13 protein-coding genes are annotated in these 17,172 nt (G+C 62.7%); 10 read left to right on the forward strand and 3 right to left on the reverse strand.

Annotation, left to right across the window (positions count from 1 at the left end; translation table 11 throughout):
* Positions 1–126 precede the first annotated feature (126 nt).
* The 8 genes from JL811_RS10610 (at position 127) to JL811_RS10645 (ending at position 8,001) form a co-directional block, all read left to right on the forward strand.
* Positions 127–1,098 carry a TRAP transporter substrate-binding protein gene (locus JL811_RS10610; protein ID WP_202688609.1) on the forward strand — a complete coding sequence of 324 codons (972 nt, stop codon included), beginning with the start codon at positions 127–129 and terminating at the stop codon, positions 1,096–1,098.
* A 94-nt stretch (positions 1,099–1,192) separates the two neighbouring features.
* On the forward strand, positions 1,193–1,675 hold the full coding sequence (locus JL811_RS10615) for a TRAP transporter small permease (protein ID WP_202688610.1): 483 nt from the start codon (positions 1,193–1,195) through the stop codon (positions 1,673–1,675).
* Positions 1,675–2,979, forward strand: a complete 1,305-nt coding sequence (locus JL811_RS10620; RefSeq protein ID WP_202688611.1) for a TRAP transporter large permease — start codon at positions 1,675–1,677, stop codon at positions 2,977–2,979. The genes JL811_RS10615 and JL811_RS10620 overlap by 1 nt, the downstream gene beginning before the upstream one ends.
* 61 nt (positions 2,980–3,040) lie before the next feature.
* A complete protein-coding gene (locus JL811_RS10625; protein WP_237684925.1) occupies positions 3,041–3,736 on the forward strand; it encodes a GntR family transcriptional regulator in 696 nt (231 codons plus the stop codon).
* A gap of 182 nt (positions 3,737–3,918) precedes the next feature.
* The gene (gene purB / locus JL811_RS10630; RefSeq protein WP_202688612.1) at positions 3,919–5,223 is read left to right on the forward strand and encodes an adenylosuccinate lyase; all 1,305 of its coding nucleotides are present in this window, start codon (positions 3,919–3,921) and stop codon (positions 5,221–5,223) included.
* A 206-nt stretch (positions 5,224–5,429) separates the two neighbouring features.
* Positions 5,430–5,585 carry a hypothetical protein gene (locus JL811_RS10635; RefSeq protein ID WP_202688990.1) on the forward strand — a complete coding sequence of 52 codons (156 nt, stop codon included), beginning with the start codon at positions 5,430–5,432 and terminating at the stop codon, positions 5,583–5,585.
* 72 nt (positions 5,586–5,657) lie between these two features.
* Positions 5,658–6,749 (forward strand): flagellar motor switch protein FliG, encoded by a 1,092-nt coding sequence (locus JL811_RS10640; protein ID WP_202688613.1) that lies wholly within the window; start codon positions 5,658–5,660, stop codon positions 6,747–6,749.
* Between the two features lie 382 nt (positions 6,750–7,131).
* Positions 7,132–8,001: a lysophospholipid acyltransferase family protein gene (locus JL811_RS10645; RefSeq protein ID WP_237684926.1), complete on the forward strand. Its 870-nt coding sequence runs from the start codon at positions 7,132–7,134 to the stop codon at positions 7,999–8,001.
* 84 nt (positions 8,002–8,085) lie between these two features.
* Here JL811_RS10645 and JL811_RS10650 read toward each other — a convergent pair whose 3' ends face one another.
* On the reverse strand, positions 8,086–8,853 hold the full coding sequence (locus JL811_RS10650; RefSeq protein ID WP_420496777.1) for a DUF1223 domain-containing protein: 768 nt from the start codon (positions 8,851–8,853) through the stop codon (positions 8,086–8,088).
* A 244-nt stretch (positions 8,854–9,097) separates the two neighbouring features.
* Here JL811_RS10650 and acnA point away from each other — a divergent pair, with 244 nt between their 5' ends.
* Positions 9,098–11,869, forward strand: coding sequence for an aconitate hydratase AcnA (gene acnA / locus JL811_RS10655; protein ID WP_202688615.1), 2,772 nt, complete (start codon positions 9,098–9,100; stop codon positions 11,867–11,869).
* A gap of 69 nt (positions 11,870–11,938) precedes the next feature.
* On the opposite strand, the gene yghU is transcribed toward acnA, so the two are convergent.
* Entirely contained in the window at positions 11,939–12,796 is an 858-nt protein-coding gene (gene yghU / locus JL811_RS10660; RefSeq protein ID WP_202688616.1) for a glutathione-dependent disulfide-bond oxidoreductase, read from the reverse strand.
* Between the two features lie 189 nt (positions 12,797–12,985).
* Between yghU and JL811_RS10665 the strand changes: the two genes are divergently transcribed.
* The gene (locus JL811_RS10665) at positions 12,986–13,576 is read left to right on the forward strand and encodes a nucleotidyltransferase family protein (RefSeq protein ID WP_202688617.1); all 591 of its coding nucleotides are present in this window, start codon (positions 12,986–12,988) and stop codon (positions 13,574–13,576) included.
* A gap of 91 nt (positions 13,577–13,667) precedes the next feature.
* On the opposite strand, the gene JL811_RS10670 is transcribed toward JL811_RS10665, so the two are convergent.
* Complete coding sequence (locus JL811_RS10670) at positions 13,668–16,655, reverse strand: Hint domain-containing protein (protein WP_202688618.1); 2,988 nt, start codon at positions 16,653–16,655, stop codon at positions 13,668–13,670.
* Positions 16,656–17,172 lie beyond the last annotated feature (517 nt).

Consider the following 17,172-nt stretch of genomic DNA (forward strand, 5'->3'; position numbering starts at 1 on the left):
ATTCGCCTCTTTGCTGCGGCGATCTGCCTTTTGAAAAGGCTTGATTGACAGCAGGCTATAATACCATACTACCATACACAAGCCGGAGATCGGGAGAATCCCCGGCGCAACGTGGAGGAGATACAAATGAAGAGACTCGCACTTGGCGTCAGCCTTGCCGCCCTCATGGCCGCACCGGTCGGCGCGACCGAACTGGTCGGCGCATCGCAATTCAACGAGGACCACGCCTTTACCAAGGCAATGCGCGAATTCGAACGTGTGGCCAGCGAATGCTCTGGCGGCTCGCTGACCTTTGATCTGCACCTGAACTCGGAACTCGGCCTCGAAAAGGACTATTTCGAGAATATGAGCCAGGGCATCGCAGTCGATTACGCCATCGTTTCGCCCTCGCATATGTCCACCTTCTCGCAGCAGGCGCCGCTGATGGACATGCCCTTCCTGTTCCGCGATCTCGATCACTGGAACAAGGTTCTGGACAGCGACGCGATGCAGCCCCTGGCCGATGACGTTCTGGAAAAGGCCAATGTCCGGATTATCGGTTATTCGGGCGGCGGCACGCGCAACATGATCGTGAACAAGCCGATCACGAACATGGCCGAACTTGCGGGCCTTCCGATCCGTGTCATGGGCGCACCGATCCAGATCCAGATTTTCGAGGCGATCACGGCCGCCCCGTCGGTCATCGCCTATGCAGAGGTCTATAACGCCATCCAGACCGGCGTGATTGATGCCGCCGAGAATGAGGCGGCGGGCCTTGAGCAGATGAAGTTCTATGAGGTCGGCCCCCATATCTCGCTGACCAATCACGCGATCACGGTGCGTCCGCTGGCCATTGCGGAAGCCACCTTCCAGCGTCTGACCGAGGCCGAACAGGCCTGTATCATCGAAGCGGGCCGGATCGGTGGCAAGCTTGGCCGTGAGGTCGAAAGCACCGAAGACGCGCAGAAGCTGAAAAGCATGGAGGATGCGGGACTCTTGACGACCCATGTCTTCACCGAGCGTGACCAGTTGCTGGAACTCGCAGCCCCGGTGAAGCGCGCCTATGCCGAAGAACTGGGTGCCACGGCCGTTCTCGACGCGATCGAGGCGGTTCAGTAACCACGGACAAACCGGATCCGGCAGGTGGCGCTCCCGCGCCTGCCGGACCCGGCTTTCCGGGATAATCCAACCCCAAATTCAAGGGTCCGAAGTCATGCGCGTGCTGATCCACGGCTATTACCGGCTGTTGCAGATCATTCTGACAATCCTCATCGCGGTTCTGATCGTCCCTGTGACGATGCAGATCGCAAGCCGCTATTCTGTCATGATCCCCCGCTACATCTGGACAGAAGAGCTTGCGCGCTTCTGCTTCATCTGGATCATCATGATCGGCGCAATGATCGCTGTGCGCGACCGGACACATTTCGACGTGGATCTTCTGCCTCGCAGTGAAAGCCCGAAGGTCAATTTTCTGGCGCAGCTTGTCGTCCATGGCGCAATCATGGTGATGGCGCTGTCTTTCCTGTGGTGGGGCATCGACTTCTACAGGCTTGGCGCAAGACAACTCTCCGAGATTTTCGGCCTGCCGATGCAATGGATCTATGTCGCCTGGCCGTTGGCCGGGGCAACCTGGGCCCTGTTCACGCTGGAAAACATCTGGAACGACTACCACGCTATCAAGGCAGGAAACGAATAATGGGTCCCGCAGAAGTTGCATTCATCCTGTTCAGCACGTTCGCAGTGCTGGTCGTCCTGCGCGTGCCCGTGGCCTTTGCGCTCGGCCTTGCCGTGGTGCCGGTGTTCTTCATCGACCCGCGCCTGACGCCCTCGCTGCTGATGCGCGAGATGTTCAAAAGCTACAACGCCTTCGTCCTGCTGGCGGTGCCCTTCTTCCTGATGGCTGCCAATCTGATGAACTCGGCCGGGATCACCGACCGGTTGATCCGGCTGGCCAAGGCGCTGGTCGGCCATCTTCCGGGCGGTCTGGGCCATGTGAACGTCACCGTCTCGATGCTGTTCGCCGGCATCTCGGGCAGTTCGACCGCCGATGCCGCGGGCATCGGGTCGCTCCTGATCCCGCAGATGAAGAAGGAAGGCTATGATGCCTCCTTCGCCGTGGCGATCACGGCCTGTTCCTCGGTCATGGGGGTCATCATTCCGCCCTCGATCCTGATGGTGATCTGGGGCGGGCTGATGTCGGTTTCCATTGGCGGTCTGTTTCTGGCCGGTGTCGTGCCGGGCATCCTGATCGCGCTCAGCCAGATGATCACTGTCTATATCTATGCCAAGCGGCGCGGCTATCCGGTCTATGACCGCACCACCTTCCGCGAGTTGATGAGCGCGGTCGCAGGCGCCAGCCTTGCGCTGATGACCCCGATCATCATCGTGGGCGGGATCGTCGGCGGCTTCTTCACCCCGACCGAGGCTTCGGTCGTAGCGGTGATCTATTCGCTGTTCCTCGGGCTGTTCGTCTACCGCACCATCAAGCCGCGTCAGCTGGCCGGTGTGCTATATGACAGCGCGCGCTTTGCCGCGATCACGCTCTTCTGTATCGGCACGGCCTCGGCTTTCGGCTGGGTTCTCGCGTATTTCAAGATCCCTGCCGCCCTTGTTAACCAGATTGAAATGCTGGGGCTTGGCTGGGTCGGCACGGGCATCATGATTGCGGTGGCCTTCCTGATCATCGGGATGTTCATCGACGCGATCCCGGCCATCATCATCCTTGGCACGGTGCTGATGCCCGTGGCGGCCCATGTCGGTATCCATCCGATCCATTTCGCCATCATCGGGGTAATGAGCCTGTCCTTCGGCCTTGTGACGCCGCCTTACGGGCTTTGTCTGCTGATCTCGGCCTCTATCGGGCAAATCCGGCTGGTCAATGCGATGAAGGATGTCGGGATCATCCTGCTGCCGATGTTCGGTGTGCTCTTGATGATCGTACTGATGCCGCAGATCATCCTGTGGCTTCCGAGGCTCATCATGCCGCAATTCGTGCAGTAGCTTCCGAAAGGTCGGGAAAGATGCAAGAAGCGACGGAGTGACCAGTATGGGACAAGCCCCTTTGACACGACCGACGTTGAATTTCCGCATCGAACCCGACCGCATGGCCCAGACGCAGGCAATCTCGCTCCTGCGCGATTCGATCCTGACGGGGGAACTGAAACCGGGCATGCGCCTTTCCGAACAGGAAATCGCCAATGCCATGGGCATCTCCCGTCAGCCCGTGCGCGAGGCCTTCATCCGCCTTGCCGGCGAGGGGCTTCTGGAGGTCTGGCCGCAACGCGGCACCTTCGTTTCCAAGATCTCGGCCGAAGAGGTGCTGGATGCCCGTTTCGTGCGCGAAGCGGTGGAGGCCGATCTGATCCGGCTGGCCACCGAACGCGGCGGCGCGGAACTTGTCGCAGTCCTGCGCGACAATCTTGCCCAGCAGCATGAGGCCCTGACGGATCCCGCGCGCTTTCTGCGGCTGGATGAGGTGTTCCACCGCACCATCGCCGAGGCCGCAGGCAAGGGCCGGGCATGGGACCATCTGCAAAAGCTGAAATCGCAACTCGACCGGGTGCGCTTTCTGGCAACGCAGGATTTTCCCGTGAATGTGCTGATCACCCAGCATGCAGGCGTGATCGACGCGCTGGCCACCGGCAATCCCGACCGGGCCGAAACCGCGATGCGCGTTCATCTGTGTCAGATGCTTGAGGATCTGCCGCGCATCAATGCCGCCTATCCCGATTACTTCGCCCCTCCCCGCCCGGACTGAACGATCCGGACAGAATGACCGAACCGATTCGCCACGGCAGAAGCGGCGCGGAAATTCCCGGATTGGCGGTCCGATGCGGCCGCCCGGTCGATCCCCGCATCCCGGGCGGCTTGCCCCCGGGGCGTTCGCGCCGTAAGGGAAAGGCGCATTTTCCGCCCGTCCTGACGAAAGGCCCCTGCCCCATGATCCCGCGCTATTCCCGCCCCGAGATGGTCGCCATCTGGTCGCCCGAAACCAAGTTCCGGATCTGGTTCGAGATCGAGGCCCATGCCTGCGACGCACAGGCCGCCCTTGGCGTGATCCCGAAGGAAAACGCCGAGGCCGTCTGGCGCGCAAAGGATGTCAAATTCGACGTGGCCCGCATCGACGAGATCGAGGCCGTGACCAAACATGACGTCATCGCCTTCCTGACCCATCTGGCCGAACATGTGGGGTCCGATCAGGCGCGTTTCGTGCATCAGGGCATGACCTCGTCGGATGTTCTGGATACCACGCTGAATGTGCAGCTGGTCCGGGCATCGGACCTTCTGCTTGCCGGGATGGACCGGGTGCTGGCCGCGCTGAAGACCCGCGCGCATGAGCACAAGGATACCGTGCGCATCGGGCGCAGCCATGGCATCCATGCCGAACCCACGACCATGGGCCTGACCTTTGCGCGCTTCTATGCAGAAATGGCGCGCGGCCGGGCCCGGCTGGTGGCTGCGCGGGCCGAGATTGCCACCGGCGCGATTTCTGGCGCGGTCGGCACCTTCGCCAATATCGACCCGGCGGTGGAAGAACACGTTTGCAAGATGCTGGATCTGACGCCCGAGCCGATTTCGACGCAGGTCATTCCCCGCGACCGACATGCGATGTTCTTTGCCACGCTGGGGGTGATCGCCAGCAGCATCGAGAATATCGCCACCGAAATCCGCCACATGCAGCGCACCGAGGTGCTGGAGGCCGAGGAATTCTTCTCCCCCGGCCAGAAGGGCTCCAGCGCCATGCCGCATAAGCGCAATCCGGTGCTGACCGAAAACCTGACCGGGCTGGCGCGGCTGGTGCGCATGTCGGTCATTCCCGCGATGGAGAATGTGACCCTCTGGCATGAGCGTGACATCTCGCACAGCTCGGTCGAGCGGGCGATCGGGCCGGATACGACCGTCACGCTGGATTTTGCGCTGCACAGGCTGGCAGGCGTGGTGGAAAAGCTGGTGATCTATCCCGAGACAATGCTGGCCAACATGAACAAGTTCAGGGGATTGGTGATGAGCCAGCGCGTCTTGCTGGCACTCACCCAGGCCGGGCTCAGCCGCGAAGACGCCTATCGTCTGGTCCAGCGCAATGCGATGCGGGTCTGGGAACAGGGCGCCGATTTCAAGACCGAACTGCTGGCCGATGCCGAAGTGACTGCGGCATTGAGCCCGGCCGAGATCGAGGAAAAATTCGACCTTGGCTATCACACCAAACATGTGGACACGATCTTTGCGCGGGTTTTCGGGGCCTGACTTCAGGACTGGACGGGCCGCACCTGCGTGCGAAACAGGCAGAACCGGCCCGAAGAAGGGCCGGTAACGGATCGGTGAAGCGGCCGGGCGCGGAAATGCGCCCGGCCTTTTTGATTCGCATGTTACGCTGGGTCAGGCCCGGAGATCCGCCCTTTGGCAGAGTTCTGCGCCCGACAGGTCAAGATCAACACAGGAAAGGACGGCCCATGAAAACCAAAGCTGCGATTGCCCTGATTGCCCTGATGCTTTCCCCCGGAATGGCGGCAGCCTATTGCGCGGGCTCAAAGCACAGCGCGATGAGCTGTGGTGACGGCACCACCTATGATGCCGAAACCCGCGCCTGCGTGCCCGTCACCGGCTGACAGAAGGCCCAGACCGTAAGCCCGCGTTAACCGGCGCATCCCAGACTGGTCTCAGCCAGAATCGGGGGTCAGATGACGCAGGCAGTGATGAAAGGCGGGCAACGCCCTGTTTCGCCCGCTCAGGCGGCTGTGGCCGATCCGGGCAGGCGCGTGCTGCCCCGCAGCCTGAACGGTCGCGAAAAGGCGGCCGTGATTGTGCGGCTGCTGTTGTCCGAGGGAACGGCGCTGCCCCTTGCCGCCCTGCCCGACCACCTGCAGGCCCGCTTGACCGAGCAGATCGGCAAGATGCGGCTGGTGGATCGCGCGACGCTTTCCGCCGTCATCAACGATTTCCTGACCGAACTGGAAGAGGTCGGCCTGTCCTTCCCAGGCGGGATTGAGGGCGCACTGACCATCATGGATGGCCATATCAGCCCCGGCGCCGCCGGACGGCTGCGGCGCATGGCGGCGGGATCTTCGCGCGCCGATCCCTGGGAACGGATTGCCGCCCTGCCCCTGGATCGCCTGCTTCCGGTGATCGAGGAGGAAGGAACCGAGGTCGCTGCGGTGCTGCTGTCCAAGCTGCCGGTGCCCAAGGCGGCCGATCTGCTGGGCCGTATGACCGGGGACCGGGCGCGCCGCATCGCCTATGCGGTTTCGCTGACCGGCAATGTCGATCCCGAAACCGTGCGCCGGATCGGGCAGGCATTGGCGGCGCGGCTGGACAATCAGCCGCTGCGCGCCTTTGAAACCGGCCCGGTGCAGCGCGTGGGGGCCATCCTGAATGTCGTGCCGCAGATCCGGCGCGACGATGTATTGGAGGGTCTGGAGTCCGAGGATGCGGGTTTTGCCGAAGAGGTGCGCAAGGCGATCTTCACCTTCCTGCATATTCCCGCCCGAATCGCGCCGCGCGATGTGCCGAAGGTCATCCGCATGATGGATCAACCCGTTCTGGTCACCGCACTGGCCGTCGCCATGACCGCCCCCGAAACCGCACTGGCGGCCGAATTTCTGCTGTCGAACATGTCGCAGCGCATGGCGCAGGCCCTGCGCGAAGAGATGGAAACCCGGGGCAAGGTGCGCGACCGCGATGCCGAAACCGCGATGAATGCGGTGATCCTGACAATCCGGGATCTGGAAAATGCCGGCGAACTGGTTCTGGTCGATCCCGAGGAGGAGGGCTGAACGCACAAAGCCCCGCGCGCATCCGGTCCCCTGCCATGCGCCAGCCGGACATTGCGGGGGTGCAATGCGCAGACCCGGCGTCAGAGCCCCGGCCTTGGGCAGGCGGATTCCGCCCGCGCACCGGGTTATGGCGGCGGGGCAGTCGGATCCATCAGGCGCTGCCGGATCCTGACAGCGGAATCGCGCCTTGTCGCGCCGGTCCCGGCCCGCCCCCCCCTGCAAGCCCCCTCTGCGCCAGTTCCAAGCGCGCCCTGCGCCAGCGCCAAGCCCCCCCTTGCACCAGCGCCAAGCCCCCCCTGCGCCAGCGCCAAGCCTTGTGATCGGGGCGGGCTGACTTTATGTCGGTTGGCAGAACCCGCGCAGGCCACCAGACAGGTGTCGATTGTCAGACGAGAACAGCAGAAGCATCGGCAAACGACTGGAAAGCCTTGCGCTCCGGGGGCTGATTTCCGGCCTGTTGCTGCTGCCCTATGCCTGGCGAGTGCCGCTTTGTGGCTGGGTCATGGCGCGGATCATCGCCCCGATTGCGGGATATGACCGCCGGGTGCGGGAAAACCTGGCGCTTGTGCTGCCCGACCTGCCTGAGGCAGAGGTGCACCGTCTGGTGCGGGATGTGCCGCGCAATGTGGGCCGCACCCTGATCGAAATCTATTCCGGCCCCGAATTCACAGCCCGTGCCACCGCCACGCCGCTGGAAGGCGAAGGTCTGGCCGCGCTGGATGAGGCGCATCGTGCAGGCCGGCCGGTGATCCTTGTGACCGGGCATTTCGGCAATTACGACGCCTCGCGCGCCGCATTGATCGCCAAGGGCTACCGCGTTGGCGCGCTTTACCGTCCGATGGGCGATCCGCATTTCAACGCCCATTACGTCGCCGCCATTTCACGCATCGGCACCCCGGTCTTTCCGCGCGGGAGGGCGGGGCTGGGCGATATGGTGCGATTTCTGCGATCGGGCGGGATGCTGGGGCTGCTGATGGATCAGCATATGCGCCATGGCGCGGCGCTGTCCTTTTTCGACCATACCGCGATGACCGCGCTTTCGGCCGCCGAACTGGCGCTGAAATATGATGCGCTGCTGGTGCCGACTTATGGCATCCGCATGGAAAACGGGCTGGATTTCCGCATCGTGGTCGAGGCGCCGATCCCCAGGGGCACGCCCGAGGAGATGACGCAGGCGCTGAATGACAGTCTGGAACGACTGGTGCGCGACCATCTGGACCAGTGGTTCTGGATTCACCGCCGCTGGAAGTGACGCCGACCGCCACCGCGCTCTGCCGGAACGGAACGTCAGTCGCGGGCCCTTACCCCCCGGGCGCGCGACTGAAACAGGCAGCTCTCAGGGCAGGCGCTGCGCCGCGACAATTTCGGACGGGCCTTCGCTTTGCAGGATCACGACGGCCGGTTCACTTCCCGCCGCCTCGGCCTCCATCACCAGCGGGCTCTGGCCGTTCCATTCGCCCAGAACCTGCCATGAGGTGACTATATTGTGGTAGATCATGCTGCGGCCCGAATTTTCTCCACGGCCGATTTCCACCTCTTCCGAGGGGCGGTAGCGCACAAGCTGCACCCGCAGGGCAGATTTCGGCGGCGGATCGGCCTCGGCCCGGATGATGATCCGGCCCGTGCCGCCCGTCTCACGCTCCACCACCAGATGCACGGTGCCGGGCCGGTCGATATGGCGCAGGATTGCAGCCTCGACCTCTTCGACGCGTGACCCGACAACACGCTCTTGCCCCTGCACGATCATCTGCGGCGTATAGACCATGCGATCCCGGATCGCCTTGGCATAGGATTTCTGCCGCGCGGTGAATTGCGCATCGGCAAAACGATCCTTCCAGCCAAGATAGTCCCAGTAATCGACATGCAGTGCCAGCGCGATCACGCGCGGATCCTCGGCCAGCCGGGCCATGAATTCATCCGCCGGCGGACAGGAAGAACAGCCCTGCGAGGTATAAAGTTCAATCACCACGGGCGCGGGCATCACGGGCTGTGCTGCGGGCGCAGTCACCCCCTCCTGTTGGGTGGTCCCCTGTTGGGCGATGGCAGTTCCGGCCAGCGCCATCATGCCTGCGACCGCCGCGACGAACCTGCCTGCCATATCCATCAATCCTGCCCTCTTGCCGATCTACGTCTAGCCAATCCGATCCGCCCCCGCCAATCAAGGTTTTGCGAGCCTCGTTTCGCCCGCACTCGCCGCGCCGTGACCGCAATGCCGCTGCCGATTTCGGGGCTGGATTTTCGGCATACAAATGTATACAAAGGCGCGACTCCCTTGCCCCGCGCCCCCCTTTCAGGGCATGACGCAAGGTGAGAAGCGCTTTACCGCCCATCCAGCCAGGAGGCCAGATATGACCGTCACCGTCGGACATGACAGCACCAAGACCCGCCGAAACCTGACCGCAGGCGGCGCAACCGTCGCCTATTACTCGATCCCGGCGGCCGAGGCTGCGGGACTGGGCGATTTTTCCCGCCTGCCCGCCGCGCTGAAGGTCGTGCTGGAAAACATGCTGCGCTATGAGGATGGCAAGACCGTTTCGGTCGATGACATCCGCGCCTTTGGCGAATGGGCAAAACAGGGTGGCCAGAACCCGCGTGAGATTGCCTATCGTCCGGCCCGGGTGCTGATGCAGGATTTCACCGGGGTTCCGGCGGTGGTCGACCTTGCCGCGATGCGCGACGGGATCATCGGTCTGGGTGGCAATGCCCAGCAGATCAACCCGCTGGCCCCGGTCGATCTGGTCATCGACCATTCGGTGATGATTGATGAATTCGGCAATCCCCGCGCGTTCCAGATGAATGTGGACCGCGAATATGAACGCAATATGGAGCGGTATACCTTCCTGAAATGGGGGCAGAACGCCTTTGACAATTTCCGCGTCGTGCCGCCCGGCACCGGGATCTGCCATCAGGTGAACCTTGAATATCTGGCCCAGACCGTCTGGACCGACAAGGACCAGCACGGTGAAGAAGTGGCCTATCCCGACACGCTGGTGGGCACCGACAGCCATACCACCATGGTCAACGGTCTGGCCGTTCTGGGCTGGGGTGTGGGCGGGATCGAGGCCGAGGCCGCGATGCTGGGCCAACCGGTGTCGATGCTGATCCCCGAGGTCGTTGGCTTCAGGCTGACCGGCCGCATGATGGAAGGCACCACCGCGACCGACCTTGTGCTGAAAGTCGTGCAGATGCTGCGCAAACATGGCGTGGTCGGCAAGTTCGTCGAATTCTATGGCGAAGGGCTGGACCATCTGCCGCTGGCAGACCGCGCGACCATCGCCAATATGGCCCCCGAATATGGCGCGACCTGCGGCTTCTTCCCGATTGACAATGAAACACTGAAATATCTGCGCCAAACCGGGCGGGATGAGGACCGGATTGCGCTGGTCGAGGCCTATGCGCGTGAAAACGGCATGTGGCGTGGTGCGGATTACGACCCGATCTACAGCTCGACGCTGGAACTGGACATGGGCACCATCGTGCCCGCCATTTCCGGCCCCAAGCGCCCGCAGGATTACCTGCCGCTGGATACGGCAGCGCATGCTTTCGGCGACTATATCCGGGGACTGCGCAAGATCACAACGGTTTCGGACGAGGAAAAGGCCGAAATGGTGGACGAGGGTGGCAGCCCCGCCCCGTTGGTCCTGCCGGGCAATACGACCGGATTTTCCCGTGCCATGGTGCAGGGCGAGGATTACGAACTGCATGACGGTTCGGTTGTCATCGCGGCGATCACCTCCTGCACCAATACGTCCAACCCCTCGGTTTTGATCGGGGCGGGGCTGGTGGCGCGCAAGGCGCGCGCCCTTGGCCTGACCCGCAAGCCCTGGGTCAAGACCTCGCTGGCCCCCGGATCCCAGGTTGTCAGCGAATATCTTGAGGCGGCGGGCCTGCAGGAAGATCTGGACGCGCTTGGCTTCAACCTTGTCGGCTATGGCTGCACCACCTGCATCGGCAATTCCGGCCCCCTGCAGCCCGAGATTTCGGCGGCCATCAACGAGGGCGATCTGGTCGCCACCGCCGTTCTGTCGGGCAACCGCAATTTCGAAGGCCGCATCAGCCCCGATGTGCGCGCCAACTACCTTGCCTCGCCGCCGCTTTGCGTGGCCTATGCGATTGCAGGCGACATGAATATCGACATTTCCAAGGATCCGCTGGCAATGTCGAAGGATGGCAAGCCGGTCTATCTGAAGGATATCTGGCCCACGAATGAGGAAATCGCCGATCTGGTGCAGCAGACCGTGACGCGGGCCGCCTTCCAGAAGAAATATGCCGATGTCTTCAAGGGGGATCCGAAATGGCAGGGCGTGCAGACCCCGGATTCGGAAACCTATGACTGGCCGGCCTCCTCGACCTATATCCAGAACCCGCCCTATTTCAGGGACATGGACAAGGAACCCGGTGTCATAAGGGACATCGCGGGCGCGCGGGTGCTGGCCCTTCTGGGTGACATGATCACCACCGACCATATTTCGCCCGCAGGGTCTTTCAAGGACACGACCCCCGCCGGGCGCTATCTGACCGAGCGTCAGGTTGCCCCGCGCGAATTCAACTCTTACGGGTCGCGTCGTGGCAATCATGAGGTGATGATGCGCGGCACCTTCGCCAATATCCGCATCAAGAACGAGATGCTTGACGGCGTCGAGGGCGGCTATACCAAGGGTCCGGACGGCGAACAGACCTCGATCTTCGATGCCGCGATGGCATGGCAGGACAAGGGCGTTCCGCTGGTCATCTTTGGCGGCATCGAATACGGGGCCGGGTCCAGCCGCGACTGGGCGGCCAAGGGCACGGCGCTTCTGGGCGTCAAGGCCGTGATCGCCGAAAGCTTTGAGCGGATCCACCGTTCGAACCTCGTCGGCATGGGTGTCATTCCCTTTGAGTTCACCAACGGCGATACCCGCAAATCGCTGGGGCTGAAGGGTGACGAATCCATCGACATCAAGGGCTTGGAGGGTGATCTGAAGCCGCTGTCCACCGTGCCTTGCACGATCACCTATGCCGATGGCTCGGTGAAGGAGATCGGCCTGAAATGCCGGATCGATACCGCCATCGAGAAGGAATATGTCGAGCATGGCGGCGTGCTGCACTATGTGCTGCGCGATCTGGCCAAAGCAGGCTGATCCGCCCCTTGCGGCAAAGACAAAGGCCGCCCGGCAGGGCGGCCTTTTTCGTTTTAGATCTAGAGCTTATCAGCCGATCTTGTCTTGCGTTCTCAACTCAAAATCCGACGCATCATGGCGTTCATGCAGTTGCATGGCGGCATCGCCAAAGCTGCGATTGACCATCAGGCCCCGCTTGACCGCAGGACGTTCGGCAATGCGTTTTGCCCAGTCCATCGCATTCGTATAGCTTTCAACATTCAGGAATTCTGCCGCGTTATAAACATTGCCCAGCAGAACCTGCCCATACCAGGGCCAGATCGCGATATCAGCGATCGAATAATCCTGTCCCGCAATATAGGGCCGGTCGGCAAGCTGCCGGTCCAGAACGTCAAGCTGGCGCTTGGCCTCCATCGTGAAACGGTCGATCGCATATTCGATCTTATCCGGGGCATAGACGTAGAAATGCCCGAAACCGCCGCCCAGATAGGGGGCTGACCCCATCTGCCAGAACAGCCAGTTCAGTGTCTCGGTCCGTCCGGGGCCGGATTTCGGCAGAAATTCCCCGAACCTCTCGGCCAGATGCAGCAGGATCGAGCCGCTTTCGAACACCCGCACCGGGCTGTCCCCGGACCGGTCCATCAGCGCCGGGATCTTGGAATTCGGGTTCACATCGACAAAGCCCGATCCGAACTGATCGCCATCGCCGATCTTGATCAGCCAGGCGTCATATTCCGCGCCCTTATGGCCAAGGGCCAGCAGTTCCTCCAGCATCACCGTGACCTTCACCCCATTGGGCGTGGCCAGTGAATAAAGCTGCAGCGGGTGCTTGCCGACCGGCAGTTCCTTTTCATGCGTGGCCCCGGCAATGGGGCGGTTGGTCGAGGCGAAGGTGCCGCCATTGCCCTGTTTCCATTCCCAGACCTTCGGGGGGGTATAATCGCTCATTCTGTCCTCATCGGTTGGCCTTGTTTCCCAAGATGTAAGCGGCCCGCCCCGACCTGCCAAGGCAGGACGGCGCACAGGCGGGTTTACCCTGCCGCACCCTCGGGCGGGCCGTTGGACGCGGCGCCGGGGCTTGACCCGCGCAGGGGGCCGGGGCCAGATGGGCGGCGCAACCAGTGCCGGAACCCGCCCATGCCCGCGATCCTGATCCTTGCCGCCGGTTCCTCATCCCGGATGCGGGGGGGGGACAAGTTGATGGAACAGATCGACGACCGCCCCCAGATCGCCCGGGCGGTCATGGCGGCAGCGGCGACGGGTCTGCCGGTGCTGGTGGCGCTGGATCCGGCCCGCACAGCGCGGATTGCGGCGCTGGCGGGGCTGAATTACCAAAGCGTCGCGGTGCCCGATGCGGCAAGCGGCATGGCGGCGTCCTTGCGACGGGGGCTGGTGGCGGCCCCACCGGGCGCGGTGTTGCTGCATCTGGCAGACCTGCCCGAGATCGACAGCGCCGATCTGTCCCGGATGATTGCAGAACATCACGCAACGCCGGATCTGATCCTGCGCGCGACCGATGCTGCGGGCCGCCCCGGCCATCCGGTGCTTATCCCGGATTGGGCGCGCCCGGCCCTTGCCGGGATCACCGGCGATAGCGGCGCGCGCAATCTGTTGCGGACCGAGGCTGCGCGGCTGCGCATGGTGCCCCTGCCCGGCCTGCGCGCAACCACCGATCTGGACACGCCCGAGGACTGGGCCGCATGGCGTGCCGCAAGGCTGCAGTCCTGAAAAAGGAAAAGGGGCGACAGGATCGCCCCTTTTCCTCGATACGCGCGCCCCCAAGACGACGCATCAGCTGCAACTGGTTAACCGTCCGGGGTCAGCGCGTCAGCAGACGGGCCTCATGCTTTTTCAGGGTGCGGCGCGCCGCCATATAGCCTTCCATCCCCTGTTCGCTTTTCAGTTCGGGGAACAGCTCAAAGATCTCATTGCGCTGCGCATTGCCCATACCCTTGAGCGTGTAATCACCGGGCTGGAAGCTTTCGGTCCACGCCCCGTCCGACAGCACAACCTCATGCTGGTCGAACATGAAGTGGAGATAGGTGGTGCCAAGGCTTTCGACCTCGAAGATACCGCGCGCACCCACCAGATGCTTGGCCGCAACCAGCACCTCATGCTCGTCAAAATAGAGCGAGGTGCGGTCATTGGCGACCAGAACCCGGTGGTTCGGGCTGACCATCATATCGCGTTCGGGCAGGCCGTTCCCAAGGCTACCCTGACGGATCATGATGGGCCGCAGATGCGGATTGGCGACAAAGGCGCCCCCGTCCATGACCTTGGCACCAGTCCAGCGGATTTCCTGAATGCCGTTATCGCGGGTGATGACCCGATCCCCGGCGCGCAGGCGCTCCACCGGAACCTCACCCTTCGGCGTCGCGATCAGCGTGCCGGGGGTAAAGCAGGGGATGACATTCTCGATATTGACGAAGCGCATCTGCCCCGTCGGATTGCCCTCGGCATCGAGGAAGTCGACGATGCCGTTCTCGACATTGTCCTCGTCATAGGTCACGCGCAGCGGGCCGGAACCGCGCAGGTCAAGGGTGTCGTAATCGTCACCCTCTTCACCGCCATCAATGAAGGTGCCGGGACCGCCCGCCACATCATCAACGATGAAGAGGTCGCGATCCGCGCCGCCCGAAAGCTCATTGACGCCCGGCCCGCCATGGATCGTGTCATTGCCGTCGCCGCCATAGATGGTGTCATTGTCGACGCCACCGAACAGCAGGTCATTGCCTTCATCGCCGAAGATGATATCGGCATCGTCACGACCATAGATCGTATCGTCGCCCTCACCGCCGAACAGAAGGTCGGGGTTGTTTTCGGGGCGCAGATCGACATCGTCGGGCAGATCCAGCGCATCGCCGATCGTGTCATCGAGGCCGCCATAGATCAGGTCATTGCCCGCGCCGCCAAAGACGGTATCGGCCCCTTCACCACCGATCAGCGTGTCATTGCCGTCACCGCCATAGACCAGATCCGCGTCGATCCCGGCATTGACGAAGTCATCCCCCGCCCCGGCATGGATCGTATCGGCATCGTCGCCGGTCAGGATCGTGTCATTGCCAGACCCGCCAAAGACCAGATCGCGGTCATTCTCGGGATCGGTATCGGCCGGATAGACACCCGGATAGTCGATATCGGGCAGCGGACGCGTGCCGGATGTGTCGATATAGTTGTCACCCTCGCCGCCATAGACCGTGTCGCTTCCGTCGCCGCCGAAGATCCGGTCATCGCCCGCATCGCCATGCAGCAGGTCATCACCGGCCCCGCCATAAAGCTGGTCCTCGCCATCCCCGCCGATCAGCGTGTCATGACCCGCACCGCCATAAAGCGTGTCATTGCCAGCCTCGCCATGCAATTCGTCCCGGCCCGCGCCACCATAGACAAGGTCATTGCCCTCACCGGCCAGAACTGTGTCATCACCCGCACCGGAATAGACGGTGTCATCCCCGGCCCCGGCCTCGACCCGGTCATCATTGGGCGCGTCGCCGGGGATGATCGCATCCTCGGCGTCAATGCGGTCGCCGTCATAGGGGTCCACATAGGTCTCGTCGATCAGGTCGGCGCCTTCGGTGCCGCGCACGATGCCATCGCGGTCGACGTCAGGGGACACGGTCACAACAACCGTCGCCTCATCGGTCAGGCCGTCAGGATCGGTCACGACATAGGTGATCGCGGCCTCACCGGCGAAATCATCGGCGGGGGTGAAGGTCAGGGTGCCGTCGGAATTGACCGCGACAACACCGACCGCCGCACCGCCCACTACGACCGGAGAGCCCGCGACGCGCAGCGCATCACCATCCACATCGCTGTCATTGGCCAGAACGTCGATCACGACCGGCGTGTTCAGCGTGGTCGATGCCGTATCGTCATTCGCCACCGGCGCGTCATTGACCGGGTTGACGGTGACCGTGACGGTGGAGGTGGCGGTATTGACGTCCGTGTCGGTCACGTCATAGGTGATCGTATCGGTGCCGTTCCAGTCCGGGGCGGGCGAATAAACCAGCGTGCCATCCGGGTTGACGGTCACTGTGCCGTTTTCGGCAACCGGCGTGCCCGTAACGGTCAGCGGCTGGCCCTGCGGATCGCTGTCATTGGACAGAACGTCGATCACGACGGGCACATCCTCATCGGTTTCGGCACTGTCGGGATTGGCGACCGGCGTCTGCGACCCGTTATCAACCGTGTCGGACAGCGAGAAATGCTCGACCGAGCCGTTGAAGTACTGATCGATATTGTTCAGCTGCGCCGGGTCGGAATTTGCCTGCCCCGCCCCGATGATCCAGGGTTGGCTGCTGTCGCCCTGATCCATCGTCAGACCCGCCGGAACATCCGCCGAATAGGCCGCCCCGTCGGTCAGGTTCGTGATCTGAACGCTGCCGCCCTCCTCCGCATCCCAGGAATAGCTGAGATTGACCTCATCCCCGGGGCTCAGAAACCCGGCCTCGGTCTGGAAGGTCGTCGTCTCCCCTTCGGATTCATGCGAGATCAGAACCGAACCATCGGCCAGCACCTCGATGCGGAAGCCGCCCGGGTTTTCTCCGGCCGTGTCGCGTGACAGGATCGTATTGGCGCCGTCGCCCTGATGCGCGGACTGGGCAAACTGGATTGCCAGCGTGCCGCGCTGCATCTGGAAGGTCGGATCGGCATAGATCTTGACCTTGTCATCCACCCCGTCCAGCACCGCGCGCCCGTCGACAGCGCTGGCCCCGTCCAGATAGACCCCGTCCTGTGCGCCGTTTCCGACTGCGGAATCGGCCGCGACAGTGCTGGTGTCGTCAAAATTAAAGAGCGCAAATACCGGCATGTGCTTCCTGTCCCCAAATCGGCCGGAACCGCCTCAGCGGTGCCGCCATTCCATCAACCGCGACTGCAGCGCAGCCGCACGACCAGAGCGGTGACCAGAGGGCACAACCGCAAAATTCCGGCACATCGAAGGAGTGAGGCATACCGCCGGAACGCGGGCAAAGACCCGCGGGCGGAACAGCAGGATCGTCCCGATAACCGGGACCAGGGTCGAAAGGACCCAGGCTTTGGCAGCATCCATTACCCAAATGCACATATCGCGCACCACACTCAGTTCGACCGCCCCCACGGCCATAGCCCTCCCAGAAGGGCCTTCACTGAATACTCCCGCAGCGCTGCGCACGCAAAGGGGAATAATGGCGAACTTGCGTCAAGAAAATACAAGACCCATGGATCAGCGCCAGATTCCGGTCGTGAAACAAGGCTGACTGTTTCGAAACTGGAAACCGTGCTCACCTCATAACTGGCGCAGTTTCGCAGGTTTTCGCCGCAATCAAGGCAGATCATCCGCTCGGCCT

Origin of the sequence: Szabonella alba (assembly GCF_016765775.1) — a bacterium.
In the GTDB taxonomy this organism is placed as follows: domain Bacteria; phylum Pseudomonadota; class Alphaproteobacteria; order Rhodobacterales; family Rhodobacteraceae; genus Szabonella; species Szabonella alba.

Excerpts from the sequence above, each read along its gene's own strand:
- JL811_RS10610 (WP_202688609.1), top strand. The coding sequence starts at position 127 with ATGAAGAGACTCGCACTTGGCGTCAGCCTTGCCGCCCTCATGGCCGCA.
- JL811_RS10635 (WP_202688990.1), top strand. The coding sequence starts at position 5,430 with ATGAAAACCAAAGCTGCGATTGCCCTGATTGCCCTGATGCTTTCCCCC.
- JL811_RS10650 (WP_420496777.1), bottom strand. The coding sequence starts at position 8,853 with ATGGATATGGCAGGCAGGTTCGTCGCGGCGGTCGCAGGCATGATGGCG.
- JL811_RS10620 (WP_202688611.1), top strand. The coding sequence starts at position 1,675 with ATGGGTCCCGCAGAAGTTGCATTCATCCTGTTCAGCACGTTCGCAGTG.
- JL811_RS10665 (WP_202688617.1), top strand. The coding sequence starts at position 12,986 with ATGCCCGCGATCCTGATCCTTGCCGCCGGTTCCTCATCCCGGATGCGG.
- JL811_RS10670 (WP_202688618.1), bottom strand. The coding sequence starts at position 16,655 with ATGCCGGTATTTGCGCTCTTTAATTTTGACGACACCAGCACTGTCGCG.
- acnA (WP_202688615.1), top strand. The coding sequence starts at position 9,098 with ATGACCGTCACCGTCGGACATGACAGCACCAAGACCCGCCGAAACCTG.
- JL811_RS10615 (WP_202688610.1), top strand. The coding sequence starts at position 1,193 with ATGCGCGTGCTGATCCACGGCTATTACCGGCTGTTGCAGATCATTCTG.
- JL811_RS10640 (WP_202688613.1), top strand. The coding sequence starts at position 5,658 with ATGACGCAGGCAGTGATGAAAGGCGGGCAACGCCCTGTTTCGCCCGCT.
- purB (WP_202688612.1), top strand. The coding sequence starts at position 3,919 with ATGATCCCGCGCTATTCCCGCCCCGAGATGGTCGCCATCTGGTCGCCC.
- yghU (WP_202688616.1), bottom strand. The coding sequence starts at position 12,796 with ATGAGCGATTATACCCCCCCGAAGGTCTGGGAATGGAAACAGGGCAAT.